The sequence below is a fragment of the Burkholderia sp. Bp9090 genome (assembly GCF_003857985.1).
GTDB lineage: Bacteria > Pseudomonadota > Gammaproteobacteria > Burkholderiales > Burkholderiaceae > Burkholderia.
The window spans coordinates 67,390-94,163 of record NZ_QTPV01000027.1 but is presented as its reverse complement, the minus strand read 5'-3'; the positions used below and the strand labels follow the sequence as shown (position 1 = coordinate 94,163).

The following is a 26,774-nucleotide window of genomic DNA, read 5'->3' as shown; positions in this document are numbered from 1 at the left end:
ATAATGCCATTTTATTTCATGGGATGAAATCCCTATGATGGCTGCCGGATCGACTATTTCTTCAGGACGGCAGCTTCATGGTTACGACCCACAACCTCGGTTTTCCGCGCATCGGCGCGAAGCGCGAACTCAAATTCGGTCTCGAACGCTACTGGAAGGGCGAGTCGTCGCGCGACGCGCTGAAGGCACTCGGCGCCGAACTTCGCCAGCGCCACTGGAACGACCAGCGCGACCTCGATCTCGTGCCGATCGGCGATTTCGCGTTCTACGACCAGGTGCTCGACATGAGCTTCACGCTCGGCAACCTGCCGAAACGCGTGCAGGACTTCCATGGCGATGCGCTCGACAACTATTTCCGCGTCGCGCGCGGCCGCTCGGCGCAGTCGGCGGAAGAACACGCGGCATGCTGCGGCGGAGTCGCGGCCGGTGAAATGACGAAGTGGTTCGACACGAACTATCACTACATCGTCCCGGAATTCCATGCGGATACGAACTTCTCGCTCGATCCGTCGCGCCTGCTCCAGCAACTGGCGGAAGCGCAGGCGCAGGGCGTCGCCGCGAAGCCGGTGATCCTAGGCCCCGTCACGTATCTGTGGCTCGGCAAGGCGAAGGACGATTCCGATCGTCTCGCGCTGCTGCCGAAGCTGCTGCCGGTATATGGCGCGCTGCTCGACACGCTGACCGCGCAAGGCGTCGAATGGGTGCAGATCGACGAGCCGATCCTCGTGACCGAGCTCGACGCCGCCTGGCGCCAGGCGCTGCGCACGGCATACGACGCGCTCGAGACGCGCCGCATCAAGCTGCTGCTCGCGACGTATTTCGGCCAGCTGCAGGACAACCTGGCGCTCGCGGCCTCGCTGCCGGTCGACGGCCTGCATGTCGACGCGATCCACGCCCGCGACGAAATCGACGCACTCGTGCGCGAACTGCCGGCCGGGCGCGTGCTGTCGGTCGGCGCGATCAACGGACGCAACATCTGGAAGACGGACCTGAACGCGGCGCTCGACTGGCTCGAGCCGCTCGCGAAGCAACTGGGCGAGCGCCTGTGGCTCGCACCATCGTGCTCGCTGCTGCACGTGCCGGTCGATCTCGCGAGCGAGCAGACGCTCGACGAGGAGATCCGCTCGTGGCTCGCATTCGCGCTGCAGAAGCTCGACGAACTGAAGCTGCTCGCGACCGCGCTGAACGAAGGCCGCGACGAGGTGGCCGACGCGCTCGCCGCGAACGCGGCCGCGATCGGCTCGCGCCGTCGCTCGCCGCGCGTGAACAACCCGGCGGTGAAGGCCGCGATCGCGCGCATCGACGCGCAGCTCGGCAACCGTGCGAGCCCGTACCCGCAGCGTGCGCCGAAGCAGTCGGCGCGCCTGAACCTGCCGGCCTTCCCGACGACGACGATCGGCTCGTTCCCGCAGACTGCCGAGATCCGCCAGGCGCGCAGCCGGTTCAAGGCCGGCGCGCTGGATGAAGCCGGCTACCGCGCGGCGATGCAGGCGGAAATCGCGCGCAGCGTACGCGAACAGGAATCGCTCGAGCTCGACGTGCTCGTGCACGGCGAAGCCGAACGCAACGACATGGTCGAATACTTCGGCGAGCAGCTCGACGGCTACGCATTCAGCCAGTTCGGCTGGGTGCAGTCGTACGGTTCGCGCTGCGTGAAGCCGCCGATCCTGTTCGGCGACATCAGCCGCCCGAAGGCGATGACGGTCGAATGGATCACGTACGCGCAGTCGCTGACGAACAAGCCGATGAAGGGCATGCTGACCGGCCCGGTGACGATCCTGAACTGGTCGTTCGTGCGCGACGACCAGCCGCGTTCGGTGTCGTGCCATCAGCTCGCGCTCGCGATCCGGGACGAAGTGCTGGATCTCGAGCAGGCCGGCGTGCGCGTGATCCAGATCGACGAGGCCGCGCTGCGCGAAGGGCTGCCGCTGCGTCGCGCGCAATGGGGCGCGTACCTGAAGTGGGCGGTCGAGTCGTTCCGCATCGCCGCGAACGGTGTGCGGGACGATACGCAGATTCATACGCACATGTGCTATTCGGAGTTCAACGACATCATCGCGTCGATCGCCGACATGGATGCGGACGTGATCACGATCGAGACGTCGCGCTCGGACATGGAGCTGCTCGACGCGTTCGACAGCTTCAGGTATCCGAACGAGATCGGGCCGGGCGTGTACGACATCCATTCGCCGAACATCCCGACGCAGGATCACATCGTCGGCCTGATGAAGAAGGCGGCGGAGCGGATTCCGGCGGAGCGCCTGTGGGTGAACCCGGACTGCGGGCTGAAGACGCGTCAGTGGGCGGAAGTGCTTCCGGCGCTGACGAACATGGTCGCCGCGGCGAAGACGCTGCGCAGCAAGGTGCAATGACGCGCGAACGCTGCGCGCCGGCCGTCCCGATCGACGATCGGGCAGCAAACAAGCGGCCCGCATGTGCGGGCCGTTTGTCGCAATGAATGTTCGGGGCGAGGCGGGGGTAGCGGCGTATCGCCCGACGCCCGATGCAAACGGGCAGGCGATGTTGCCTGCCTCGTTTGCGTGAGGTTACGCGGTACGCGCACCGCGCGGCAGCGCTTCGTCCGCCCTGCCGGGCGCGCCGGCATCGTCGATGCTGACGCGGCGCGAGATCAGCCACACGCACACCGACGACAGCACGGCGGCGCTCGTGTACTGGATCGCGAGCGGCCACCATTGCGGCGCGGTGTTCTGCGCGATCAGCGTGGCGACGAGTGGCGTGAGACCGCCGGCGAGCGCGCCGCACACCTGGTACGCGATCGAAATCGCCGTGTAGCGGATGCGCGCGATGAAGATCCCGCTGACGAAACCCGCGACCACCGAGTAGTAGCCCGATTCCGCGAGCGTCGCGAGGCCGACGCCGACCGTGATCGACAGCGGCGTGCCCAGGTGCACGAGCGGCAGCATCACGAACGGCACGATTGCGGCCCATGCGCCGGTGATCAGCAGCACGCGCGTCGTGCCGAAGCGCTGCGCGAGGAACGCGGCGGCGAGCTGCACGACGAACTGCAGCACCGCGACGATCGTCATGCAATGCAGCACCATCGACCGGTCGAGCGACAGGAATTGCGTTGCATAGCTGATCATGAAGATGTTGCTGAAATACACGCCGGCGATGCCGTACACGTTCGCGCCGATCGCGAGCAGCAGCAGCGGCCAGTACTTGAGCGCTTCACGCAGCGGCTTTTGCGCGATGTTGCCGCTCTTCCTGACTTCCTCGAACTCGGGCGACTCGGACACGCTCGCGCGGATCACGAAGCCGACCGCCAGCAGCACGGCGCTCGCAAGGAACGGCACGCGCCAACCCCAGCTCATCATGTCGTCCTTCGACAGCGTGCTGATCGCGCCGAACGCGAGCATCGACAGGATCAGGCCGCTCGCGCTGCCGAGCTGCGCGAACGACGCGAAGAACGTGCGCTTGCCTTCGGGCGCATGCTCGCCGGCGAGCAGCACCGCGCCGCCCCATTCGCCGCCGACGGCGATGCCTTGCAGCACGCGCATCAGCACCAGCAGGATCGGCGCGATCACACCGGCCTGCGCATGGGTCGGCAGCAGGCCGATCGCGACCGTCGACACGGCCATCAGCATCAGCGTCGCGAGCAGCGAGCGCTTGCGGCCGAAGCGGTCGCCGAGATAGCCGAACATCACGCCGCCGAGCGGCCGCGCGAAGAAGCCGACCGCGAACGAGCCGAACGACGCGAGCAGGCTGACGAAACGGCTTTCACCGGGGAAGAACAGCGGCCCGAACACGATGGCGGCGGCGGTCGCGTAGCTATAGAAGTCGTACCACTCGATCGTGGTGCCGACGAACGAAGCGAGCGCCGCCCGCTTCGGTTGCTTGATGGCGGTCCCCATCTGTTATGTGCTCCTCTGGAATTCTCTGATTTGGAATGGGTCGCGTGCCGGGATCAGTCGCGATAGGCGACGCCGGGCAGCACGCACAGCAGCTCGTACGCGAGGTTCGCGCCGAGCAGGGCCGTGGTGCCGAACGGGTCGTACGGCGGCGCCACTTCGACGAGATCGCAGCCGACGATGTTCAGCCCCTTCGCGCCGCGGATGATCTCGAGCGCCTGCGGCACCGTGAGGCCCGCGATTTCCGGCGTGCCGGTGCCCGGTGCGTAGGCCGGGTCGATGCCGTCGATGTCGAAGCTGATGTAGACGGGCGTGTCGCCGATGCGCGCGCGCACTTCCTCCATCAGCGGCGCGAGCGACTTGTTCCAGCATTCCTCGGCCTGGACCACGCGGAAGCCCTGCTCGCGGCACCAGTCGAAATCCTCGGCCGCGTAGCCGGTGCCGCGCAGGCCGATTTGAGTGACCTTGTCGCCGTGCAGCAGGCCTTCCTCGACCGCGCGGCGGAACGGCGTGCCGTGCGCGATCTTTTCGCCCATCATCGTGTCGTTCACGTCGGCGTGTGCATCGACGTGGATCAATGCGACCTTGCCGTGCTTGCGGTGGATCGCGCGCAGGATCGGCAGCGCGATCGTATGGTCGCCGCCGAGTGTGACCGGCTTGCAGTCGTGCTCGAGAATCGCGTCGTATGCAGCCTCGATGCGCGCGATCGAATCGTGCAGGTTGTACGGGTTGATCGCGACGTCGCCGATATCGGCAACCTGCAGCGAATCGAAGGGCGCGGCGCGCGTGGCCATGTTGTACGGGCGCAGCAGCACGGATTCCGTGCGGATCTGGCGCGGGCCGAAGCGCGCGCCGGTGCGGTTGGAGGTGCCGAGGTCGAACGGCACGCCAACGAAACAGGCGTCGAGGCCGGCTGCGCTCGCCACGTGCGGCAGGCGCATCATCGTCGCGATGCCGCCGCTGCGCGGCATTTCATTGCCGCCGAGCGGCTGGAAATGGGTGTGGTCGTTCATGGGCTTGTCTCTTCCGATGTGGGGTTGCCGTATCATTCGACGCGGCCTGGCACATAGTTTTACGCGTCCGGCCGGAAAGAAGAATGCGAAGATATCGACGTAAACATCGATTTTCATCGATGTATGGAAGGGGAACAAAAGGGGAATAGCGTGCTGGGGAATCTGTCGACCCTCGATCTGCGGTTGATCCGCGTGTTTCTCGCGGTCACGGACGCGGGCGGCGTGTCGGCCGCGCAAGCGATCCTGAACGTCGGCCAGTCGACGATCAGCGCGCAGCTGTCGTCGCTCGAGACACGGCTCGGCTACCGGCTCTGCGAGCGCGGCCGCAGCGGCTTCCGGCTCACGCCGAAAGGCGAGCGGTTCCACGCGATGAGCCGCAAGCTGCTCGCCGCGCTCGACGAATTCGGGATCGCGGCGCGGCACATGGACCGCCAGCTGGTCGGCACGTTGCACATCGGCCTGATCGGCCATACGCCGGTCAGCCAGAACGCACGGATCGCCGAGGCGATCGCCGCGTTCCGCACGCGCGACGAGGCCGTGCGCTTCTCGATCTCGGTGCGCGCGCCGGGCGATCTCGAGGAAAAGCTGCTGAGCAACGAGATCCAGATCGCGGTCGGCTATTTCTGGCACCGCGTGCCGTCGCTGCACTACACGCCGCTGTTCATCGAGCGGCAGGTGGCGTACTGCGGGCGCGGCCATCCGCTGTTCGAACGCGCCGGCGCGCTGACGCCGGCCGACGTCGCGGGATTCGAATGGGCGTGGCGCTCGTATCCGCTGCCGGAGGCGCAGATGTCGACGACGCCCGATCGCGTGACGGCAACCGCCGACAACATGGAGGCCGTCGCGCTGCTGATCCTGTCAGGCCATCACCTCGGCTACCTGCCGCAGCACTTTGCGGCGCCGTATGTCGCGCAGGGGCTGCTTGCGCCGCTCAATCCGGACCAACTGCACTACGACGTCACGTTCCACATGGTCGTGGCGCGCGACGGGCGCGGCGATCCGCTCGTCGAAGCGTTTCTCGAGGATCTCGAGCGCGCGCATCAAAAGCCCGATGTCGTGTGAGGTCGCGTGAGGTCGCCTGAGGGCGGCAACGTGAACGAATGTCACGCCGGAGCGATCCACTGCCCGCATCACGGCACCGGCAACCCCGCATCGTGCTTCACCTCCCGCAACGACAACGCCGATTCGATCGACGTGACGCCCGGCAGCATCCGCAGCGAGTCGCGCAGGAACGTACCGTAGTCGTCGAGATCGCGCGCGACCACCTGCAGCAGGTAGTCGGCCGTGCCCGCGACGTTGTGGCACGCGAGGATCCGCTCGATGCCGAGCACTTCCCGTTCGAACCGGTCGGCGACCTTGCGGTCGTGCGTCGCGAACCGCACGAGCACGAATGCGACGACGCCGAAGCCGAGCGCCTGGCGCGACAGCTGCGCGCGGTAGCGCTCGATGTAGCCGTCGTTTTCGAGACGCTTCAGGCGCCGTGCGCAGGGCGTCTCGGACAGGCCGACGGAATCGGCGAGACGCGCGATCGGCAGGCGGCCGTCGCGCTGCACCGCGGCGAGGATCGCGCGATCGGTTTTGTCGAGTTCGGTCATGTTGGCGGAATCCTTGTCTGAATTCCGTGATTGTGGCGGATTCCGCTATGTAGCGCCAATTTCGAGCCAAAGATGGCCAATAATCGCTCTCCCTTCAGCGGCAACATATCGTCACTGAAGAACGGGGGCAGACCATGATTTCCACGCATTTGCTGTTGATTTATCTCGCCGCGCTGGCGGCCATCTACGCGGTGCCCGGGCCCGACATGGCGCTCGTGCTGCAGACCAGCATCGGCCGCGGCGTGCGCCCGGGCATGGCGGCGGCGGCCGGCCTGTCGCTGTCGCGCACCGCGCACGTGACGCTGTCCGCCTGCGGCGTCGCGGCGCTGATCCGCAGCGCACCGTGGCTGTATGAAGTGATCCGCTACGGCGGCGCGCTTTATCTCGCTTACGTCGCGATCCAGGTGTTCCGCTCGCCGGTGTTCGCGCTCGGCGACGGCGATGCGGCGGCGCCGGGCGAACTGCGGCAGTCGTTCTTCAAGGGGCTGCTGACGAACCTGCTGAATCCGAAGGCACTGCTGTTCTGCTCGGTGCTGCTGCCGCAGTTCGTGCGCCCCGAGGCAGGGCCCGTCGTGTGGCAGATGTTCGAGCTCGGCGCGCTGCTCGTCGCCGCCGGCGTGTGTTTCGACCTCGCATGCGTGTTCGGCGCGTCGCGCATCGCGGCGTGGATGCGCGCGCATCCGCTCGCGCAGACGGTCCAGCGCTGGACGTTTTCCGCGGCGCTGATCGGGTTCGCGTTGCGCCTGTCGATGGATTGAGCTGCTGCATTGCATCACGGCCGCGCGGCTCGACTTGCCGCGCGGCCGCGATGCGCTGCCGAACGCGGGCCGCGCGCCATGCCGGGCTTCGCGCGCATGCGTTGGGGTGGAAGGGCGTGCGCGTAAATCGTCTGACTGATCTAAACTCCCTTCAGCTTCGCGCTTTCGCGAACCGACTGACCGAACGGAACCGACTTCCGCCGGCTATGTCCGATTTCCTGGCTGTTCCGTGCAACGCGGTACCAAGGAGGGTCTGAACATGGCAAGGCATCTTCACGCCGACCGTGAACCCCGAATCGTCGCCGAGTCGAAGTGTCTCGGCCCCTGCGATCCGGCAGAACGTATCCACGTCACGATCATGTTGCGGCGGCAGGAAGAAGGGCAACTCGACACGTTGGTCCAGCAGCTCGCCACCGGCGACGCACAGGCGAAACCGCTGTCGCGCGAAGCGTTCGCGCAGCGTTTCTCCGCCAATCCCGACGACATTCGCAAGACCGAGGACTTCGCGCGCCGTCACCAGCTCACGGTCGATCGCGTCGATCCGGTCGAAAGCGTCGTCGTGCTGTCCGGCTCGATCCAGCAGTTCGAAGCGGCATTCAGCGTGAAGCTCGAGCGTTTCGAGCATCGTTCGATCGGCCAGTACCGCGGCCGCTCGGGCCCGATCGCGCTGCCGGACGAACTCGGCGATGCCGTCACGGCCGTGCTCGGCCTCGACAGCCGTCCGCAGGCGCGGCCGCATTTCCGGCTGCGTCCGCCGTTCCAGCCCGCGCGCGGCGCGCCCGCCGTCACGTTCACGCCGATCCAGCTCGCGTCGCTGTACGGCTTTCCGGCCGGCGACGGTGCAGGGCAATGCATCGCGATCGTCGAACTCGGCGGCGGCTATCGCGCGGCCGATATCCAGCAGTATTTCCGCGGGCTCGGCATCAAGACGCCGCCGACGCTCGTCGACGTGAACGTCGGCACCGGCCGCAATGCGCCGACCGGCGAGGCGAACGGCCCGGACGGCGAAGTCGCGCTCGACATCGAGATAGCCGGTGCGATCGCGCCCGCCGCGAAGCTCGCCGTCTATTTCGCGCCGAACAGCGACGCGGGCTTCATCCAGGCCGTCAACGCGGCCGTCACCGACAAGACCAACCGGCCGTCGGTGATCTCGATCAGCTGGGGCGGCCCGGAAGCGATCTGGCAGGCGCAGTCGGCGCATGCGTTCAACCGCGTGCTGCAGGCGGCCGCCGCGCAGGGGATCACGGTATGCGCGGCGTCGGGCGACAGCGGCTCGGGCGACGGGCTGCAGGACGGCACGGATCATGTCGACTTCCCGGCGTCGAGTCCGTACGTGCTCGGCTGCGGCGGCACGCAGCTCGATGCGCTGCCGGGGCAGGGCATTCGCAGCGAAGTCGCGTGGAACGACGAGGCGGCCGGCGGCGGCGCGGGCGGCGGCGGTGTCAGCACGCTGTTCGACCTGCCGGCGTGGCAGCAGGGATTGACCGTCACGCTCGCCGACGGCAGCACCACGCCGCTCACGAAGCGCGGCGTGCCGGACGTCGCCGCCGATGCATCGCCGCAGACGGGCTACGAGGTGTCGGTCGCCGGCACGGTCGCGGTGATGGGCGGCACGAGCGCGGTCGCGCCGTTGTGGGCCGCGCTGATCGCACGGATCAATGCGGCGGCGAGTGCGGCGGCCGGTGCGGCGGCGAGTGCATCGGCCGGCTGGATCAACCCGGCGCTGTACAAGAATCCTGGCGCGTTGCGTGACATCACGAAAGGCTCGAACGGCACGTATGCCGCCGCGTCCGGCTGGGATGCGTGCACGGGCCTCGGCAGCCCCGACGGCGCGAAACTCGCGGCGATCCTCGCGCGCAAGCCGTCGAGCTGACGCGCCGGCACCGGCCTTTCCAAGCGACGCGGGTTTCCTGCCCGCGTCTTTTTTCACCTCGAGGAGCAGCACGATGGGCATCGATTCCGCATCTTCCGGCGGCGTGTATCCGCTGCATCACGGCGACCACAATTCGCATGGCGTGCCGCCGACCATCAGTCCGGTCGCGCTGAGCCACGGCCGCGACCAGCCGTTCTTCGATCCGGTCGCGTACGGCAACGGTCCCGACGACTCGGTGACCGACACGACCGAAGCGGCCGCGATCACGCATCACACGATCCTGATCGATGGCAAGCGCATCGCGTACACGGCGACGGCCGGCCACCTCGTGACGGTCGACCCGAGCAGCTCGCTGCCGGCCGCGAAGCTCTTCTACGTCGCGTTCACGGCCGACGGCGCGAAGGAGGAAACGCGGCCCGTCACGTTCTTCTACAACGGCGGACCCGGGTCGTCGTCGGTGTTCGTGCTGCTCGGCTCGTTCGCGCCGAAGCGCATCAGGACGTCGATGCCGGGGTTCACGCCGCCCGCGCCGTATCAGATGGAAGACAATCCGGACAGCATGATCGACCACAGCGACCTGGTGTTCATCAACCCGGTCGGCACCGGTTATTCGGCGGCCGTCGCGCCGAACAAGAACCGCGATTTCTGGGGCGTCGACCAGGATGCGGATTCGCTGAAGCAGTTCATCAAGCGCTACCTGACGAAGAACAACCGCTGGAATTCGCCGAAGTACCTGTTCGGCGAGTCGTACGGCACCGCGCGCAGCTGCGTGCTCGCGTACAAGCTGCACGAGGACGGCGTCGACCTGAACGGCGTCACGCTGCAGTCGTCGATCCTCGACTACCGGCAGGCCGGCAACCCGGTCGGCGCGCTGCCGACCGCGGCGGCCGACGCGTGGTATCACAAGAAGCTCGGCGTCACGCCCGCGCCGACCGATCTCGGCGCGTTCGTCGAGGAAGTCGCGCAATTCGCGCGCACCGACTACCTGAAGGCGCTGCGCACGGTTCCGCATGCGGACCCGGCCGCCGTGCAGAAGCTGTCGCGATACACGGGTATCGATACGGCGACGCTGCAGTCGTGGAGCCTCGACATCGCGGGCTACGACACGCGCGGCAATTCGCTGTTCCTGACGACGCTGCTGCACGCGCAGGGGCTCGCGCTCGGGTCGTACGACGGCCGCGTGACCGGGATCTCGTCGGGCATCGCCGGCAAGATCGACCCGAACTCGGGCGGCAACGATCCGACGATGACGGCCGTGACGGGCGTCTACACGGCGATGTGGAACAGCTACCTGAACGAGCAGCTGAAGTTCACGTCGAATTCCGCGTTCACGGACCTGAACGACCAGGCGTTCCGGAACTGGGACTTCAGCCACATCGACCCGACCGGCGCGCAGCAGGGCATCGATGCGAAGGGGAACCTGATCCTCTACACGGCGGGCGATCTCGCCGCGGTGATGGCGCTGAACGTCGACCTGAAGGTGCTGTCGGCGAACGGCCTCTACGACTTCGTCACGCCGTTCTACCAGACCGTGATCGACCTGCAGCAGATGCCGCTCGAGGATCCGAAGGTGCGGCAGAACCTGTCCGCGCGTTTCTATCCGTCCGGGCACATGGTGTATCTCGACGGCGGTTCGCGCACCGCGCTCAAGCGCGATCTCGCGACGATGTACGACGCGACGGTCAGCGATACGGGCGCGCGGCTGCGGATTCGCGCGCTGCAGGCGAAGAAGGCGGGCGGGCACGCGTAGCGCTGCCCGTCGCGCAGGCGCCGCGCGTAACCGCCAGGGTTCGCGCGGCGCGGTGTTGCGGCTGAACGAGCCGGCTTACGCGGCCGGCCAGTCGAACGGCGTGTACGGCAGCGCGCGCTTGTGGCGCGAACCGTCGTAGAAGCGCAGCACCGTTTCGTACACGTTGTCGGCGACGGGTTTGCCTTCGAGGAAATCGTCGATTTCGTCGTAGGTGACGCCGTAGGCGTGCTCGTCGGGGCGCAGCGGACGCAGTTCCTCGAGGTCGGCCGTCGGCACCTTCATCACGATCAGTTCGTCGCCGCCGAGCGCGCGGGCGACCGCACGCACGCGGCGCTTGCTCAGGCCGGCGAGCGGCAGCACGTCCGCGCCGCCGTCGCCGAATTTCGTGAAGAAGCCCATCAGCGATTCGGCCGCGTGGTCGGTGCCGATCACGATGCCGCGCCGCGCGCCGGCCACCGCGTATTGCGCGATCATGCGCTCGCGCGCCTTGATGTTGCCGTGCACGAAGTCCTGCTGGGCCGGGTTTTCGAATGCGTGGCCGGACGCGACGAGCGATGCGAGCATCGCGTCGGCGGCGGGCTTGACGTCGACCGTGAACGTTTCGTCCGCGCGCACGAACGCGAGCGCGCGTTGCGCGTCGGCTTCGTCGTTCTGCACGCCGTTCGGCAAGCGCATCGCGATGAAGCGGGCGTCGTAGCCGCCGGCGCGCAGCTGTTCGACCGCCAGCTGCGCGAGCCGTCCGGCCGTCGACGAATCGACGCCGCCGCTGATGCCGAGCACGTAGGTCCGCAGGCCGGTCGAACGAAGGTACTGCGCGAGGAAATCGACGCGGCGGGCGATTTCGGCGTCGGCGTCGAAGTGCGGCGTGACGTTCAGTTCGGCAATGATCGCGCGTTGGCGGCTGGCGTAATCGGCGGATGTCATGAAGGTGGTTCCGGAACGAAATGCAAGGCGCCCATCATAAGCGCAATCGCGGCCCGGCGCCGCGCCGGGCATGCGATCCGGCGGCCGCGCGTTGCATCGGCGAGACGCGATGCATCGTCATGGTGCGGCGCGCGGGGCGGCGTCCCCCGGCGTGCGCGCGGATGCTTCGTTTCGAGGCATGGCGGGGCGCGCCACGACGAACCACGAGGCGCGGCGCCCGGCGGCGGGGCGACGCCGCGCATGGCGGGGCGCGGTGACGAACCCGCGCGCTCGCCCGCGTCAGCGCCGCGCGAGCACGACGCCCGCCAGCGCGAGCGCGAAGCCGGCGAGCTGGACGGTCGCGAGCGTTTCGCCGAACAGCAGGTAGCCCTGCAGCGCGGCGAGCGGCGGCGCGAGGAACAGCAACGACGTCGCGCGCGCGGCGTTGCCTCGCCGCAGCATCCACATCAGCATCGTGACCGCGCCGCCGGACAGGAACACGACGCCCCACACGAGCGAGATCCACAGCGCCGGTGCGCCGATCCAGCGCGTTTCGTGCAGCAGCACGACGAAGACGGCCGCGACGATCGCCGCGCCGAGGTTCTGCACGGCGACGGCCGTACGCAGGTCGTTCTGCGCGAGCTTGCCCTTCTGGTACAGCGAGCCCGCGGTGATCGAGCCGACCGACAGGATCGACACGGTCACGACGAACCACGCGGGCGCGGCGCCCGCCGGCGGCGCGACGCCGCCCGCGACCTTCGGTGCGAGGACGAGCGCGACGCCGGCGAGCCCGAGCGCCATCCCGAGCCAGCCGCGCGCGGGCAGCCGCTCGTTGAACAGCGGCACCGCGAGCACGGCGGTGGCAAGCGGCTGCAATGCGCCGAGCAGCGCCATCACGCCGGCGTTCAGCCCTTGCGCGACGGCCCAGTAGCTGGCGCCGAGATAGACGCCCTGCAGCAGCGCGCCCGCGATCAGGTGGCGCGGCCATTCGCGGCGCGCCGGCCACGGCGCGCGCGCGGCGAGCGCCACCGCGCCGAACAGCACGGCCGTGCCCGCGAAACGCGCGAGCAGGAACAGGTTCGGGTCGGCGTAGGGCTTGATTGCCCGGGCGACGATGAAGCCGGTGGACCACAGCGCGACGAAAGCCGCGGCGACGAGCGAGGTAAACATGCGTGGCGGGCCGCGATACGGCCGGACGAATCGTGAGCCGGCCAGTATCGGGTGAAGCGGCGTGGCCGTCTTGTCGGATTCTGCATTCGCGCGTGGCGCGTGCGGAACGCATGCAGCAGCGGTGCGCGGCACGTTGGCCGCGGGCGTGATCCGCCACGAGCACGGCAGCACGCCGGCCGTCCGGTTAGCGGCCGTCCGGGCGAAGGCGCCGCGGCATGAAAGCGCGCCGTGGCGCGCGCAGAGGAGCGGGGATCAGTCGAGCGAGAACGTGTCGAGCGGCTGGTTCGCGCGCGCATCGGTCGCGAAGCGTGCGGCGAGCTGTTCGTACAGCCGGCGGGCCTCGTCGAGCGTCAGGTCGATCCAGTACGGATCGCCGGCCCCGTCGTTGAGCCGTTCCGGCGAAAACTGGATTTCGAGCACACTGCCTTTGCGGTACATGACGCAAGCCCCTTGATGGTCTGTCGTTCGGCGAAACGCAGAGTGTAGCAACCGCTTGCCACGCCGATTCGCGCGCATCGGGCAATACAGAATTTCGCTTTCGTGAAACGTGGCCGCGGCCGGACGCACCGCCGTCAAATGGCGGTCAAACGGCCGTAATACAATGGTCGGCCTACCCATTACCAGTCGCCTCGGGCGCATTGCGATGCTGGCGGAACAACGTCATCAATACATTCTGTCGGAGCTCGGACGATCGGGCGCGCTGTCGGTCGCCGAACTCGTGCGCTCGCTCGACGTGTCGCGCGAGACGGTACGGCGCGACCTGAACGCGCTCGCGGCGCGCGGCCTGCTCGTGATGACGCACGGCGGCGCGCTGGCGGCGGATCGCCGCGAGCCGAGCCTGTCCGAGCGTGAGGCGGCGAATGCCGAAGCGAAGCGCACGATCGGGCGACGCGCGGCCGAATTCGTGCCCGACGACGCCTCGGTGCTGATCGACTCGGGCAGCACGCCGCATGCGGTCGCGCTCGCGCTGGCCGACCGGCACCGGCTGTCGATCTACACGAACGACTGGCGCACCGCGTTCGTGCTCGCGCGGCGCAACGGCAATCGCGTGACGCTGCTCGGCGGCGAACTGTCCGACGACGAGGATGCGACGTTCGGGCTCGATACGATCCAGCAGCTCGCGCAATACCACGTCGATTTCGCGTTCGTCGGCGCGGGCGGCATCACGGCCGATGGCGACTGCACCGACTACTCGCGGCTCGCCGCCGAAGTGCGCAGCCGGATGATCGCGGCGGCCGGCACCGCGATCATCGTCGCCGACCATTCGAAGTTCGGCCGCGTGACGCCGGTGCGGATCAACGGCGCCTCGGCCGCGCGCTATCTCGTCACCGAACGCGCGCCGGACAAGGCCGTGCGTCGCGCGCTGACCGCGCGCGGCATCGAGCTGCTCGTGTGCGACTGACGCGGCTTCGACATACAAGGTTCATCGAACGGTCATCGCACGGGAAGATGCGCCTTCGACACTGACTCATTCCTTTCGACCGGCCGCCGCGGCAGGAGCAAAGAATGACCGTCAGCGTACGCAGCTATCTTTCCCCGACCCTGGTTCTCCTCGCTTTCGACTGGCCCGACGCGGCCTCGCGCACCGACTTCCTCGGCTTCGCGATCCGACGCACGCCGGGCTTCTGGTCGGCCGACGGCAAGACGCGCGCGCCGAACAGCTGGCTGCCGAACCGGCTCACGTTCGACGGCCCGGCCGCCGGCACGCAGGGCGACGCGCCGACCGACCAGGCACCGATCCAGAAATTCATGTGGTGGGACGCGCGCATCGATCCGCAGGATCGCGATGCGTCGTTCCGCTATGACGTCTATCCGGTCGTCGGCACGCCGGAGAACCTGAAGGTGCTCGATGCGCAGGCCGGCGTGTGCGATGTCGTGCTGCCCGCGCACATCGTGGACGGCGTCGGCACGTGGTTCAATCGCGCGGTGGTCAGCTCGCAGGCGTTCGCGAAGCAGGTCGCGGCGCTGGGTCTCGCGCCGCATGCGGCGCCGAGCGCGGACCAGGCGTTGAAGCTGCGCACGTGGCTCGCGAACGACATGGAACAGGTGTTCGCGGAGATGCTCGACCCCGCGTCGCGCGCGGTCTCGGCCGTCTATCACCTGACGGACACGCTGTGGGCGTTGCCCGCATTCGAGGCGTTCGGACGGCAGCACGGCGAAGCGTCGCTCGCGATCGTCTACGACGCGCACCTGACCGCCCGCAAGGGCAAGCCGCCGCTGCCGTCGCCGAACCAGCCGGCCGTCGACGCGCTTCAGGGCCTCGCGACGCGCGCGCCGCGCGACAGGACGCACATCATGCACGACAAATTCATCGTGACCGACGCACCGGCGAACGGGACGACTGCGCCGACGCCGGCGCGCGTGCTGACCGGTTCAGCGAACTTCACGACCGAAGGGCTGACGGAGCAGGCGAACGTGCTGCACGCATTCGATTCGCCGGCGCTCGCGGCGCTGTACAACGCGCGTGCGCAGGCGCTGGCCGCGAATCCGACGATCGCGGAGACGGCGAAGTTGTCGCCGGGCTGGTCCGAGCCGCTGACGATCGGCAGCGCGCAGGTGCGCGTCGCGTTTTCGCCGGAGCCGGCGGGGCAGCGCACCGAGATCGATACGATCGTCGCCGCGATCGCGGCCGCGCAGCATTCGGTGTCGTTCTGCCTGTTCATGCCGACCGACGCGGCGCTGCGCGACGCATGCTTTGCCGCCGGCGACCGCGGCCTGATGATGTTCGGTCTGGTGAACCGCATCAACGCCGGCAGCGCGACGCAGGCCGATGCCGCGCAGCACGACGGCCGGCCGCTCGATGCGGCGACGCTCGCGAATCTCGAGCTTTACCATCGCCGGCGCGATCATCGCGACGTGATCGACGCCGCGTATTTTTCACCGGCGACGGTGCCGCAGGGTTTCGAGCCGGAACTGCGCCTCTTTCCGGGCGAGCCGGCGCCGGCCTATCCGCCGGTCGTGATCCACCACAAGTTCATCGTGATCGATGCGGAAGGCGCGAACCCGATCGTCTACACGGGTTCGGCGAACATGAGCCGCAATTCCGAGCAGTACAACGACGAGAACCTGCTGGAGATTCGCGACGCGCGGATCGCGGCGATCTATCTCGCGGAATTCCTGCGGCTCTACGAGCACTACCGCGCGCGGGCGCTGTCGATCGAGTCGCAACGGCAGGGCGCCGGTGCGCAACGGCACCTCGCGCTCGCACCGGATTCGAGCTGGGCGAAGAAGTATTACGTGGCGGGCAGCCCGGAAGAGAAGGCGCGGATCGCATTGGCGTCGGCGCCGACGGACTGGCGTGAGGCGGAAGTTCGGCCTGAGGCGGCCTGAGCGGCGCGAGCGGCTTGAAGGGACCCGCCGCGTGAATCCGGCTCATGCCGGTTGCAAGCGTCGTAGTGCCGGTCGGGAGAGGGCCGGGCGGCGGGTTCAGCGCTCGTCGCCGGCCTTCGGATGAAACCGCGCGATGCGCTTACGCGGCGACGTAGCGCAGCACGGAATCGGCGATCGTCTCGCGATGCCGCGCGCGCAGCCGCGGCGCCGACGGATCGCGGCCGAACGCGGCGCCGAACGTATAGCGGTTCGACACGCGGTGGAAGCAGAACGAGCTGATCAGCAGATGCAGGTCGAACGCGTCGATGTCCTTGCGGAACGCGCCGCTCGCCGCGCCGCGCTCGAGCAGTTCCTCGAGCGTCTTGATGATGCTGACGTTGCGGTTCTTGAACGACTTCAGCTGTTCGAGATACTTCGCGCCGTGGATGTTCTCGATCGACACGAGGCGGACGAAGTCGCGATGCTTGTCGTGATAGTCGAACGTGAATTCGACGAGCCGGCGCATGCCTTCGCGCGGCTCCATGTCGCCGACGTGCAGTTCCTGCTCGAGCGCGCGGATGTCGCCGTATACCTTCTCCAGCACGGCCTCGTACAGGCCTTCCTTGCTTTCGAAGTAGTAGTAGAGCATCCGCTTCGTCGTGTTGGTACGCTCGGCGATCGCGTCGACGCGCGCGCCGGCGAGGCCCATCGCGGAAAACTCCTGCGTGGCGACGTCGAGGATGTTGCGCTTGGTTTGCTCGGGATCGTATTTGCGCCGCGCATCGGTCGCAAGCGCGCGGCTTTCGGACGTGGCGGCCTTGCTTCCAGCTTTCATGTGACTTTGTTGTGGGTTCGCGGCGGCATGAAGAAATCATTCTAGCATGCGGGAAATCGCCGCCCGGCCGACCTTCTGCTCTAATCGGCCGCGCGGTTTCGGCGGCCGTCGCCGCTCAGCGCCGGCACGACGCGAGCGCGTCGCGGGCCTGGTACGCGGTGTACGTGAGCTGCGCGGCCGCGAGGCCGGCGAGACCGAACGTGCGCGTGAGCCCGAACGCGGCGAAGCCTTCCGGCACCGGCTGCTCCCCGGCCAGCGCGGCGGCGAGCGCTTCGCCGGCGACGGTGGTGGGCGCCATCCCGTGACCGCCGAATGCGATCGCGTGCCACACGCCGTCCGCATCGCGGCCGATCTGCGGCATCTTGTGCCGCGCGTAGCTCATCAGCCCGCCCCATGCGTACTCGACCTTCACGCCGTCGAGTTGCGGATACACGCGCAGCAGGTCGCGCCGCAGCAGCCGCGCGATCGCGTCGGGGCCGCGGTCGAGCACCGAGATCCGGCCGCCCCACAGAATCCGCGTGTCCTTCAGCGGCCGGTAGTAGTCGAACGCGAAACGCGTGTCGTAGATCGCGTACGGCGCGTCGATCGCGTCCGGCAGCCGCGTGCCGAGCGGCTCGGTCGCGATCACGTAGGTCGCGATCGGCAGCACCGCGCGCTCGATGCGCGGCGACACGCCGCGCGCGTAGCCGCCGCCGGCGAACACGACGTCCTTCGCGCGCACCGTGCCCTGCGCCGTGCGCACGACGTAGCCGGCGCCCTCGCGCGCGATGCCGAGCGCGGCCGAGCGTTCGTACACGCGTGCGCCGCCGCGCGAGGCGGCCGCCGCGACGCCGAGCACGTACTTGAGCGGATGGAAGTGGAACGCGTTCGGCTCGAACAGGCCGCCGTAATAGCGCTGGGTCTTCAGCCGCGCGCGCAGCGCGTCGGTCGCGACCGGTTCCCAGTCGACGTCGAATTCCTGCTTCATCAGCGTGCGCACGCCATCGAGCCGCGACGGATCGTCGAACCAGTTGGCGAGCATCACGCCCTCGTCGACGATGTCGCAGTCGATGCCGTAGCGGGCAATCCGCGCGCGGATCAGGTCGACCGCATCGACGGTGAGCCGGTACAGGCGGCGGCCTTCGTCGCGGCCGAGCGTGCGCAGCAGGTCCGCGTTGTCGAGGCTGTAGCCGCCGAACACGAAGCCGCCGTTGCGGCCGGACGCGCCGAAGCCGACCCGTTCGCCGTCGAGCACGACGACATCCCGCACGCCGCGCTCGACGAGGCCGAGCGCCGTGCACAGGCCGGCGAGGCCGCCGCCGACGATACAGACCTGCGTGTCGATCGTGCCGGTCAGTTGCGGGTAGGGCTGGCGGGTAACGGTGGCTTCGTAGAAGTTCTGCATGCGTTTTCGATGACTCGTGACGACGGAAAAACGGACGGCGCGCGTCGATCTTGCCTGAACGCGCGCGCCGCGTCGAATGGGGTGTTCAGCGCACCGGCCGCCGCGGTCGGGCGGCGGCCGGTGCGCGGCCGGGCATCATGCGCCCGGCGTCGGGTTGACCGGAGCGGCGATGTAGGCCGGATAGCCGGCGTCGGTCTTGACCGTGGCGTCGGGCGCCGCGTTGCGCTCGATCCACGGCGCGATCTCCATGTCCTCGTAGCGGACGAGGCGGCATTTGCGCACCAGCGCGTAGCCGAGCCAGATCGCGAGGAAGAACGGCAGGCCGATGTAGGTCGCGGCGATGCCGGCCCAGTCGATCCTGTCGGCGAGGAACGCCTGGTAGTCCTGGCCGAGCGCGACGATCGCGCACAGCGCGAACGCGAACAGCGGCCCGAACGGGAACCACTTCGACCGGTACGGCAGCTGGTCGAGCCGGTAGCCCTGCTTCAGGAAGCCCTTGCGGAACCGGTAGTGGCTGACCGCGATGCCGAGCCAGGTGATGAAGCCGGCCATGCCCGACGTGTTCAGCAGCCACAGGTAGACGGTCTTATCGCCATACAGCGACGTGAGGAAGCACAGCGCGCCGACGGCGGTCGTCGCGTACAGCGCGTTGCGCGGCACGCCGCCCGGCGACAGCTTCGCGAACAGCTTCGGCGCGCGGCCCTCGACCGCGAGGTTGTAGAGCATCCGGGTCGACGCGTACATGCCCGAGTTGCCGGCCGACAGCACGGCCGTCAGGATCACCGCGTTCATCACGCCGGCCGCGAACGCGAGGCCCGCGTGGCGGAACACGAGCGTAAACGGGCTCACGCCGACGTCGGTCACGTCGCTCTTCAGCAGGCTCGGGTCGGTGTACGGAATCAGCACGCCGATCACGAAGATCGCGAACACGTAGAAGAGCAGGATGCGCCAGAAGATCTGGCTGACCGCGCGCGGGATCGTCGTGCGCGGGTTCTCCGATTCGCCGGCCGCGACGCCGATCATTTCGGTGCCCTGGAACGAGAAGCCCGCGATCATCGCGACGCCGAGCATCGTGGCCCAGCCGCCCGCGAACGGCGCGTCGCCGATCGTGAAGTTGCCCCAGCCCGCGCTCGGGCCGCCCTGCATGATCCCGAAGATCATCAGCAGGCCGACGCCGACGAACGCGAGCACCGTCAGCACCTTGATCAGCGCGAACCAGTATTCGGCTTCGCCGAAGCCGCGCACCGACAGCGCGTTGAGCGCGAAGATCAAGGTGAGGAAGATCGCGCTCCACCAGACGCCCGGCACGTGCGGGAACCAGTAGTGCATCACGAGCTGCGCGGCGACGAGTTCCACCGCGAGCGTCACGGCCCAGCTGTACCAGTAGTTCCAGCCGAGTGCGAAGCCGAAGCCTTCGTCGACGAATTTCGCGCCGTAGGTCGCGAACGAGCCCGACACCGGCATGAACGCGGCCATTTCGCCGAGGCTCGTCATCAGGAAATAGACCATCAGGCCGATCAGCATGTACGCGACCAGCGCGCCGCCGGGGCCGGCCTGCGAGATCGAAGCGCCGGACGCGACGAACAGGCCGGTGCCGATCGAGCCGCCGATCGCGATCATCCGCAGATGGCGCGCCTGCAGGCTGCGGTGGAGGGACGGCTGCGCGGGCGGCGAGCCGGACGGACGGGGCGAGTCGGGGCGGGCATCTGAATGCATGGCGGGTGCTGGGCGCTGTCTCCGGGATTGTTTTTTGGTTACGAAGGGCGGCGCGTTGCCGGCCGCCGGCCGGGCGGCGGCACTGCTTCGCGGGGCTGGTCCGGATCGACCGGGACCGCCGGGCCGCGACGCGTGTTGCCTTCGTCTGTCGTCGGCCGCCCGTTGGGCGGCCGTCGGCGCGCCGGGTGCGGTGCACCTCGACGCCGCCCCGATTGTGGGTGCCGGCCGCAAGCGCCGCAAACGATATTTCCGCACAGGGTGATGCAACTTTGTCATCAACTTGCCGCGCATCGGGACCGCCGCGGCGGCCCGGCCATCGGCCTTGGATACGTCCCATGCCGGTGCCGAAACGGGCGGATTCGTCCTGCTGGGTTGTTGCGTTTTGGGAATGAAGTCGTGAGTTAATATCAATAGCGGCCGGACTTGTGGCCATCGACAATGTGTCTCATGGATCGTGCCTCGCGAGGCGGGGGCGCGCCGCCCGGCCGGGTTTCCGGCGGCGGCGCCGCGCGATGCGCCGTGCGGCGCACCGGGCCTGCCGAGCTGCGCATCCGCTTGCACAGGGCGCGCGAACGCGCTCCAATCGAATCACGCGGGCGGCGTCGCCGCCGCACCGATCAATCTGTCCCTGAAGAGGAAGTGATGCAATTCAACGACATTCTTGCTGCGCTCGACATCGATCTCGCCCAGTGGAAAGGCAATGCGCTGACCGCGCGTTCGCCGCTCGACGGCGCGACGCTCGCGACGCTGGCGGTCGACTCGCCCGCCGACGCCGAGCGCAAGATCGACGCCGCGCACGACGCATTCCTCAAGTGGCGCACGGTGCCGGCGCCGGTGCGCGGCGAGCTCGTGCGCGTGTTCGGCAACGTGCTGCGCGAGCACAAGGCCGAGCTCGGCCGCCTCGTCACGCTCGAGGCCGGCAAGATCACGTCGGAAGGCCTTGGCGAAGTGCAGGAAATGATCGACATCTGCGATTTCGCGGTCGGCCTGTCGCGCCAGCTTTACGGCCTGACGATCGCGTCCGAGCGCCCGGGCCACCGGATGATGGAAACGTGGCACCCGATCGGCGTGTGCGGCGTGATCTCGGCGTTCAACTTCCCGGTCGCGGTGTGGGCGTGGAATGCGGCGCTCGCATTCGTATGCGGCGATTCGGTCGTGTGGAAGCCGTCCGAGAAGACGCCACTCACGGCAATCGCGTGCCACGTGCTGCTCCAGAAGGCGATCCGCGAATTCGACAAGACGCATCCGGGTGTCGCGCCGGCGGAGCTGAGCCAGCTGGTGCTCGGCATGCGCGATGTCGGCGAGGTGCTGACGGCGTCGAAGAAGGTGCCGGTCGTCAGCGCGACGGGCAGCGTGCGGATGGGCCAGGAAGTCGCGAAGGTGCTGAGCCAGCGTCTCGCGCGCGGCATCCTCGAACTCGGCGGCAACAACGGGATGATCGTCGCGCCGAGCGCGGATCTGGATCTCGTCGTGCGTGCAGTGACGTTCGCGGCGGTCGGCACGGCCGGCCAGCGCTGCACGACGCTGCGCCGCCTGATCGTGCATCGCAGCCTGGTCGAGCAATTGCTGCCGCGCATCGAGAAGGCCTACGCGTCGGTGAAGGTCGGCAACCCGCTTGAAGAAGGCACGCTGGTCGGCCCGCTGGTCGATCGCGCGTCGTTCGATGCGATGCAGAAGGCGCTGGGCGACGCACGCGAGCAGGGCGGCGAGGTGAAGGGCGGCGAGCGCGTCGACGTCGGTCACGCGGATGCGTACTACGTGCGCCCGGCCATCGTACGGATGCCGAAGCAATCGGCCGTGGTCGAGCGCGAGACGTTCGCGCCGATCCTGTACGTGATGGTCTACGACAACTTCGACGATGCGATCGAACTGCACAACGCGGTGCCGCAAGGCCTGTCGTCGGCGATCTTCACGAACGACATGCGCGAGGCCGAGCAGTTCATGTCGGCAGCGGGCAGCGACTGCGGGATCGTCAACGTGAACATCGGCACGAGCGGCGCGGAGATCGGCGGCGCGTTCGGCGGCGAGAAGGAAACGGGCGGTGGCCGCGAGTCGGGTTCGGATGCGTGGAAGGCGTATATGCGCCGGGCGACGAACACGATCAACTACAGCCGTCAGTTGCCGCTGGCGCAGGGCGTGAAGTTCGACGTCTGACGGAGCGCGTCCGGGAGGGCGCCGCGACGGTCGAATCGATCGAATGACAAGGGCCGGTTGCCGCGAAAGCGGTAACCGGCCCTTGTCGCTTGCGGCGATGCGTGCGCGCCGATGCCCGATCGGCGCATGCCCGCTCGATCGCTTACTCGTGCGGGGCGGAAGCGTCGCTTGCCGGCATGTTCTGCACGACCAGCATCTGCGGCGTCGACAGCGTGATCTGCGCCGCCCGCAACTGCTTGAGGATCTCGAACAGCAGGTCGCTCTTCGTCGAGCTGGCGATCCGCGGGCTCGCGACGTAGCCCGTGACGCTCAGCGTGATCCCGTCCGGCGCGAGCTGGCTGAACGTGACCGACGGCGCCGGCTTGTCGAGAATCGCCGGGTGCTCGCGATACGCGTCGAGCAGCAGGTCGCGCACCTGCTCGGGGTCGGTGTTCAGCGGGAACGTGAGCATCAGCGTCGCGACGCCCTGCGTGCTGTTGCCCATCGTCACGTTGCGCACGTTCTGCGAGATCAGTTGCGAGTTCGGCACGATGACGGTCGAGCGGTCGCTGAGCTGGATCTCGGTCGCGCGCACGTTGATGCGGCGGATGTCGCCTTCGACGCCCGCGATGCTGACCATGTCGCCCACCTTCACCGGCCGCTCGGTCAGCAGGATCAGCCCCGACACGAAGTTCTTCACGATCTCCTGCAGGCCGAAACCGATACCGACCGACAGCGCGCTGACGATCCACGCGAGGTTGCTCCACCTGACGCCGAGCAGCCCTAGCGTCATCAGCACGAGCAGCACGTAGCCGACGTTGGTGAACAGCGTGATCAGCGACACGCGCATCCCCGCGTCCATGCCGAGCGCCGGCATGAACTCGCCGTCGAGCCAGCGGCGCACCGAGCGCAGCAGGTAGAAGCCGATCGCGAACCCGATCACCGCGTTGAGGATCCGGTCGGGCATGATGTTCAGGCTCTGCAGCCGCTGGCCGCCGATCATCGCGACCGCGCTGTCGAGCAGGTCGCTCGGCGTCGTGCCGAAGCCGCCGGTCAGCAGCGCGATCGCCGCGATCAGCATCAGCAGGCTCGTGCCGAGGCCGGACACGACGGTGTGGGCCTGGTCGAGATGCCGGTCGTCGAGCGCGAACAGGTGCTTGATCTGCTTGCCGGTCGACAGGTTCGCGGAGAACAGGCTTTCGCTCGCGTCGCGCGTCAGCTGCGTCAGGATGTAGACGCTGCACACCACGATCTCGAACCAGACGAGCTCGTACGTGATGAAGCGCGCGACCGTGATGTAGCCAATCAGCAGCGCGACCAGCGACACGACGATCGCCAGCGTGACGCCGGCGTGAATCAGCCCGGCGAGCGTCGAGCGTTGCTCGGGCGCCTCGCCGGATGCCGCCAGCGCGGTGCGGACGCGATTCGCGCGCAGGATCGACGCGCCGACGGTCAGCGCGACGACGAGCGAGACGATGCCGCGGCCGAACAGCGTGACGGACAGGCTGGTATCGACGATCCGGTTGATCGACTCGAGCGTGCCGGACATCAGCAGCAGCGCGGCCAGCACGCCGGGGAACGGCTTCATCGCGAGCGCGACGGGATCGGCGAGCGCCGGCAGCCGCCATGACGGATGCTTCGTGCAGAGCAGCGCGCGGCCGAGGCCGGCGATCAGCGCGCAGGTCACGGCGAGCTTCGCGAACTGGTCCCACAGATCGGTCATCGAAGACGTGAGTTCGGAGTGGCGGGCGAGCGCGAGATAGAGGATCTGTACGGCGACCGCGGTCGCGAGCAGCGTCGAGAACGCCGTCGCCAGCGCCAGCGCGCTGCGGCGCAGCCGGGTGGGCGGCAGGCGGTTCAGGCAGAACCATGCGAGCCCGCGTTCGACGACGCGGCGGCCGCCGAGCCAGGCAGCGAGCGCGGCGATCAGCAGCAGCGTGGTGATGGCGCGCTGGCCGGGTGTCCAGGACGAGCGCAGCATGTCGCGCAGTTCGTCGTTGAAGTCCTCGAGCCGCTGGACGTCGTCCGGCGACAGGTGGAACAGCGGCAGCCAGAACTGCGCGCCGAAGATGCTGCCCGAACGGAACGCGAGCTGGTTCTTCAGCAGGCTGCGGTGCAGCTTCGCGAACTGGTCGTTCAGGTTCGCGAGGTTGGTCTTCTGGTCGGCGGCCTGTTTCAGCGCCGCGTCGATCTGCGCCTTGCGCGCGTTCAGCGTCTCCCGCTGCTGTTCGACGGCAGGCGTTTCGGGCGATGCGCCCGGCGCCGGTGGCGGGCCGAGGACGTCGAGCTGCGCCTGGACTTGCGTGCGCTGCGGCGCGAGCTGGCTCTGCAGCTTGTCGACGTCGGCGCTCAGTTCCTGGGTCGCGTCGCCGAGCTCGTCGAGCTCCTTGCTGTTGGTCGCGTTCGATGTCTGCTGCTTGATGCGGTCCTGTTGCACCTGCATCTGCTTGAGCCGCGCAACCGCGTCGTTCAGCGAAATGGTCGGCACGGGGACGCCGACGCCGCTCGCGCCCGGTGCGGACGCAGCCGTCGGAAACGCCGACGCGGTCGCGATCGCCGCGAACTGCAGCAGTGCGAACAGCGCGATCCGGCGTGCGTACGTGGAGAGTCGTTGTATGAACATGGAGTGCTTACGTTTTGCCGACAATGCCGGGTGCCGAAAGGCGCCCGGAAGCCGGGAGTTGGCCCGGTAGCATGTTACCGGGGCGTGGCGGCGGCGGCGCTGCCGATTGCGCACGTTGCCTGGCGTGTCTCGCGGTGCCGGCGCGGGCGCGCGACGGCCCGCCAGCCCCTTGCAGACGGGGCCGTGCCGGTTTCGGATGCGCGCGAGTGGCAGACGATCGCGATGCCTTCGAACCTTACGGATTCGACAGACGGTTACGCAAGTTACACATGGTCCGGCGCGAAAGTGGGGTGTCGGAACCGGTTCGCCACGCGACGCGGCGCGCGCGGCGTGCCGGTACAATGCGACGAATCGCCCGACGGCGGCCGGGCCGATCGGCCGCCGGACAACAACACACGACACGATCAGGAGACACGACCCAGATGGTCTCAACGGACAGCTTTCCCCAGGCAGCCACCTCGTCCTCTTCCATCGACGCCGGCTCGATTTCAGCCCGCCTCGACCGCCTGCCGCCGACCCGCAGCGTCTGGAAGCTCGTCGTGCTGCTGAGCCTCGGCTTCTTCTTCGAACTCTACGATCTGCTGTACAGCGGCTACGTTGCGCCGGGCCTCGTGAAAAGCGGGATCCTGTCCGCGACGACGCACGGCCTGTTCGGCACCACGGGCGTTGCGAGCTTCATCGCCGCGCTGTTCTCCGGCCTCTTCATCGGCACGATCGCATGCGGCTTCCTCGCGGACCGCTTCGGCCGCCGCGCGATCTTCACGTGGTCGCTGCTGTGGTACACGGCCGCCAACGTCGTGATGGCGTTCCAGGACACGGCAGGCGGGCTGAACTTCTGGCGTTTCGTCGTCGGCCTAGGGCTCGGCGTCGAGATGGTGACGATCGGCACGTACATCTCCGAACTCGTGCCGAAGCAGATCCGCGGCCGCGCGTTCGCGTGCGAGCAGGCGGTCGGCTTCGTCGCGGTGCCGGTGGTCGCGTTCCTCGCGTACCTGCTCGTGCCGCACGCACCGTTCGGCCTCGACGGCTGGCGCTGGGTCGTGCTGATCGGCGCGCACGGCGCGCTGTTCGTGTGGTGGATTCGCCGCGCGCTGCCGGAGAGCCCGCGCTGGCTCGCGCAGCAGGGCCGCGTCGACGAAGCCGACCGCATCATGCGCGCGCTCGAGGCGAAGGTCGAAGCCGAATACGGCCGGCCGCTGCCGCCGCCCGCGCCCTCCGAGCCGGTGCCGCCGCGCGGCAGCTTCCGCGACATGTGGGTGCCGCCGTATCGCAGCCGCACGATCATGATGACGATCTTCAACGTGTTCCAGACGGTCGGCTTCTATGGCTTCGCGAACTGGGTGCCGACGCTGCTGATCAAGCAGGGCATCACGATCACGTCGAGTCTCATGTATTCGAGCGTGATCGCGCTCGCGGCGCCACTCGGCCCACTGATCGGCCTCGTGATCGCCGACCGCTTCGAGCGCAAGTCGGTGATCGTCGCGATGGCGGCGGCGATCGTCGTCTGCGGGCTGCTGTTCAGCCAGACGACGGTGGGCGCGTTCCTGATCGTGCTCGGCATCGGCCTCACGCTCGCGAGCAACATCATGTCGTACAGCTTCCACGCGTATCAGGCCGAGCTGTTCCCGACGTCGATCCGCGCGCGCGCGGTGGGCTTCGTCTACTCGTGGAGCCGCTTCTCGGCGATCTTCTCGTCGTTCGTGATCGCGGCCGTGCTGAAGGGTTTCGGCACGTTCGGCGTGTTCGCGTTCATCGCCGGCGCGATGGTGATCGTGATGGCCGCGATCGGGTTCATGGGGCCGCGTACCAGGGGCATCGCGCTCGAAACCATTTCGAAGTAGTC

The 26,774-nt window shown here is 68.2% G+C and carries 19 protein-coding genes; 9 read left to right on the top strand and 10 right to left on the bottom strand.

Features of this window, described 5'->3' with window-relative positions; all coding sequences use genetic code 11:
• Positions 1-77 precede the first annotated feature (77 nt).
• Positions 78-2,372 (top strand): 5-methyltetrahydropteroyltriglutamate--homocysteine S-methyltransferase, encoded by a 2,295-nt coding sequence (gene metE, locus DIE16_RS23165; RefSeq protein ID WP_124523337.1) that lies wholly within the window; start codon positions 78-80, stop codon positions 2,370-2,372.
• 174 nt (positions 2,373-2,546) lie between these two features.
• Here the strand turns inward: metE and DIE16_RS23160 are convergent, their stop codons facing one another.
• Together DIE16_RS23160 and speB are read right to left on the bottom strand one after the other, a co-directional pair.
• Positions 2,547-3,872, bottom strand: a complete 1,326-nt coding sequence (locus tag DIE16_RS23160; RefSeq protein WP_124523335.1) for an MFS transporter — start codon at positions 3,870-3,872, stop codon at positions 2,547-2,549.
• A gap of 53 nt (positions 3,873-3,925) precedes the next feature.
• Entirely contained in the window at positions 3,926-4,882 is a 957-nt protein-coding gene (gene speB / locus DIE16_RS23155) for an agmatinase (protein WP_124488694.1), read from the bottom strand.
• A gap of 150 nt (positions 4,883-5,032) precedes the next feature.
• Here speB and DIE16_RS23150 point away from each other — a divergent pair, with 150 nt between their 5' ends.
• Entirely contained in the window at positions 5,033-5,944 is a 912-nt protein-coding gene (locus DIE16_RS23150) for a LysR family transcriptional regulator (RefSeq protein WP_124523321.1), read from the top strand.
• Between the two features lie 68 nt (positions 5,945-6,012).
• On the opposite strand, the gene DIE16_RS23145 is transcribed toward DIE16_RS23150, so the two are convergent.
• Positions 6,013-6,477, bottom strand: coding sequence for an Lrp/AsnC family transcriptional regulator (locus DIE16_RS23145; protein WP_044848788.1), 465 nt, complete (start codon positions 6,475-6,477; stop codon positions 6,013-6,015).
• Between the two features lie 134 nt (positions 6,478-6,611).
• Between DIE16_RS23145 and DIE16_RS23140 the strand changes: the two genes are divergently transcribed.
• The 3 genes from DIE16_RS23140 to DIE16_RS23130 all read left to right on the top strand — a co-directional run bounded on the left by DIE16_RS23140 (position 6,612) and on the right by DIE16_RS23130 (position 10,858).
• A complete protein-coding gene (locus tag DIE16_RS23140; protein WP_044848787.1) occupies positions 6,612-7,235 on the top strand; it encodes a LysE family translocator in 624 nt (207 codons plus the stop codon).
• A 259-nt stretch (positions 7,236-7,494) separates the two neighbouring features.
• Complete coding sequence (locus tag DIE16_RS23135) at positions 7,495-9,108, top strand: protease pro-enzyme activation domain-containing protein (protein WP_124523319.1); 1,614 nt, start codon at positions 7,495-7,497, stop codon at positions 9,106-9,108.
• A gap of 73 nt (positions 9,109-9,181) precedes the next feature.
• Positions 9,182-10,858 carry a S10 family peptidase gene (locus tag DIE16_RS23130; RefSeq protein ID WP_124488690.1) on the top strand — a complete coding sequence of 559 codons (1,677 nt, stop codon included), beginning with the start codon at positions 9,182-9,184 and terminating at the stop codon, positions 10,856-10,858.
• Between the two features lie 75 nt (positions 10,859-10,933).
• Here the strand turns inward: DIE16_RS23130 and nadE are convergent, their stop codons facing one another.
• From nadE to DIE16_RS23115, 3 genes are all read right to left on the bottom strand, one after another.
• Positions 10,934-11,782: an ammonia-dependent NAD(+) synthetase gene (gene nadE / locus DIE16_RS23125; RefSeq protein ID WP_124488689.1), complete on the bottom strand. Its 849-nt coding sequence runs from the start codon at positions 11,780-11,782 to the stop codon at positions 10,934-10,936.
• Between the two features lie 279 nt (positions 11,783-12,061).
• The gene (locus tag DIE16_RS23120) at positions 12,062-12,931 is read right to left on the bottom strand and encodes a DMT family transporter (RefSeq protein WP_124488688.1); all 870 of its coding nucleotides are present in this window, start codon (positions 12,929-12,931) and stop codon (positions 12,062-12,064) included.
• 252 nt (positions 12,932-13,183) lie between these two features.
• Positions 13,184-13,369 (bottom strand): hypothetical protein, encoded by a 186-nt coding sequence (locus DIE16_RS23115; RefSeq protein WP_006752380.1) that lies wholly within the window; start codon positions 13,367-13,369, stop codon positions 13,184-13,186.
• Positions 13,370-13,574: 205 nt separating this feature from the next.
• Between DIE16_RS23115 and DIE16_RS23110 the strand changes: the two genes are divergently transcribed.
• Positions 13,575-14,333, top strand: coding sequence for a DeoR/GlpR family DNA-binding transcription regulator (locus DIE16_RS23110; RefSeq protein ID WP_124523317.1), 759 nt, complete (start codon positions 13,575-13,577; stop codon positions 14,331-14,333).
• A 104-nt stretch (positions 14,334-14,437) separates the two neighbouring features.
• Positions 14,438-16,261, top strand: coding sequence for a phospholipase D-like domain-containing protein (locus DIE16_RS23105; RefSeq protein WP_124523315.1), 1,824 nt, complete (start codon positions 14,438-14,440; stop codon positions 16,259-16,261).
• Between the two features lie 139 nt (positions 16,262-16,400).
• On the opposite strand, the gene DIE16_RS23100 is transcribed toward DIE16_RS23105, so the two are convergent.
• The 3 genes from DIE16_RS23100 to DIE16_RS23090 form a co-directional block, all read right to left on the bottom strand.
• Positions 16,401-17,075 (bottom strand): TetR family transcriptional regulator, encoded by a 675-nt coding sequence (locus DIE16_RS23100; RefSeq protein WP_044848780.1) that lies wholly within the window; start codon positions 17,073-17,075, stop codon positions 16,401-16,403.
• 115 nt (positions 17,076-17,190) lie between these two features.
• Positions 17,191-18,459 carry an FAD-binding oxidoreductase gene (locus DIE16_RS23095; protein WP_124488686.1) on the bottom strand — a complete coding sequence of 423 codons (1,269 nt, stop codon included), beginning with the start codon at positions 18,457-18,459 and terminating at the stop codon, positions 17,191-17,193.
• A gap of 135 nt (positions 18,460-18,594) precedes the next feature.
• Positions 18,595-20,175, bottom strand: a complete 1,581-nt coding sequence (locus tag DIE16_RS23090) for an amino acid permease (protein WP_124488685.1) — start codon at positions 20,173-20,175, stop codon at positions 18,595-18,597.
• A 642-nt stretch (positions 20,176-20,817) separates the two neighbouring features.
• On the opposite strand from DIE16_RS23090, the gene DIE16_RS23085 reads away from it, so the two are divergent.
• The gene (locus DIE16_RS23085) at positions 20,818-22,329 is read left to right on the top strand and encodes an aldehyde dehydrogenase family protein (protein ID WP_044848776.1); all 1,512 of its coding nucleotides are present in this window, start codon (positions 20,818-20,820) and stop codon (positions 22,327-22,329) included.
• A 142-nt stretch (positions 22,330-22,471) separates the two neighbouring features.
• On the opposite strand, the gene DIE16_RS23080 is transcribed toward DIE16_RS23085, so the two are convergent.
• Complete coding sequence (locus DIE16_RS23080) at positions 22,472-24,931, bottom strand: DUF3772 domain-containing protein (protein WP_124488684.1); 2,460 nt, start codon at positions 24,929-24,931, stop codon at positions 22,472-22,474.
• 422 nt (positions 24,932-25,353) lie between these two features.
• Here DIE16_RS23080 and DIE16_RS23075 point away from each other — a divergent pair, with 422 nt between their 5' ends.
• Complete coding sequence (locus DIE16_RS23075) at positions 25,354-26,772, top strand: MFS transporter (protein ID WP_124523313.1); 1,419 nt, start codon at positions 25,354-25,356, stop codon at positions 26,770-26,772.
• Positions 26,773-26,774 lie beyond the last annotated feature (2 nt).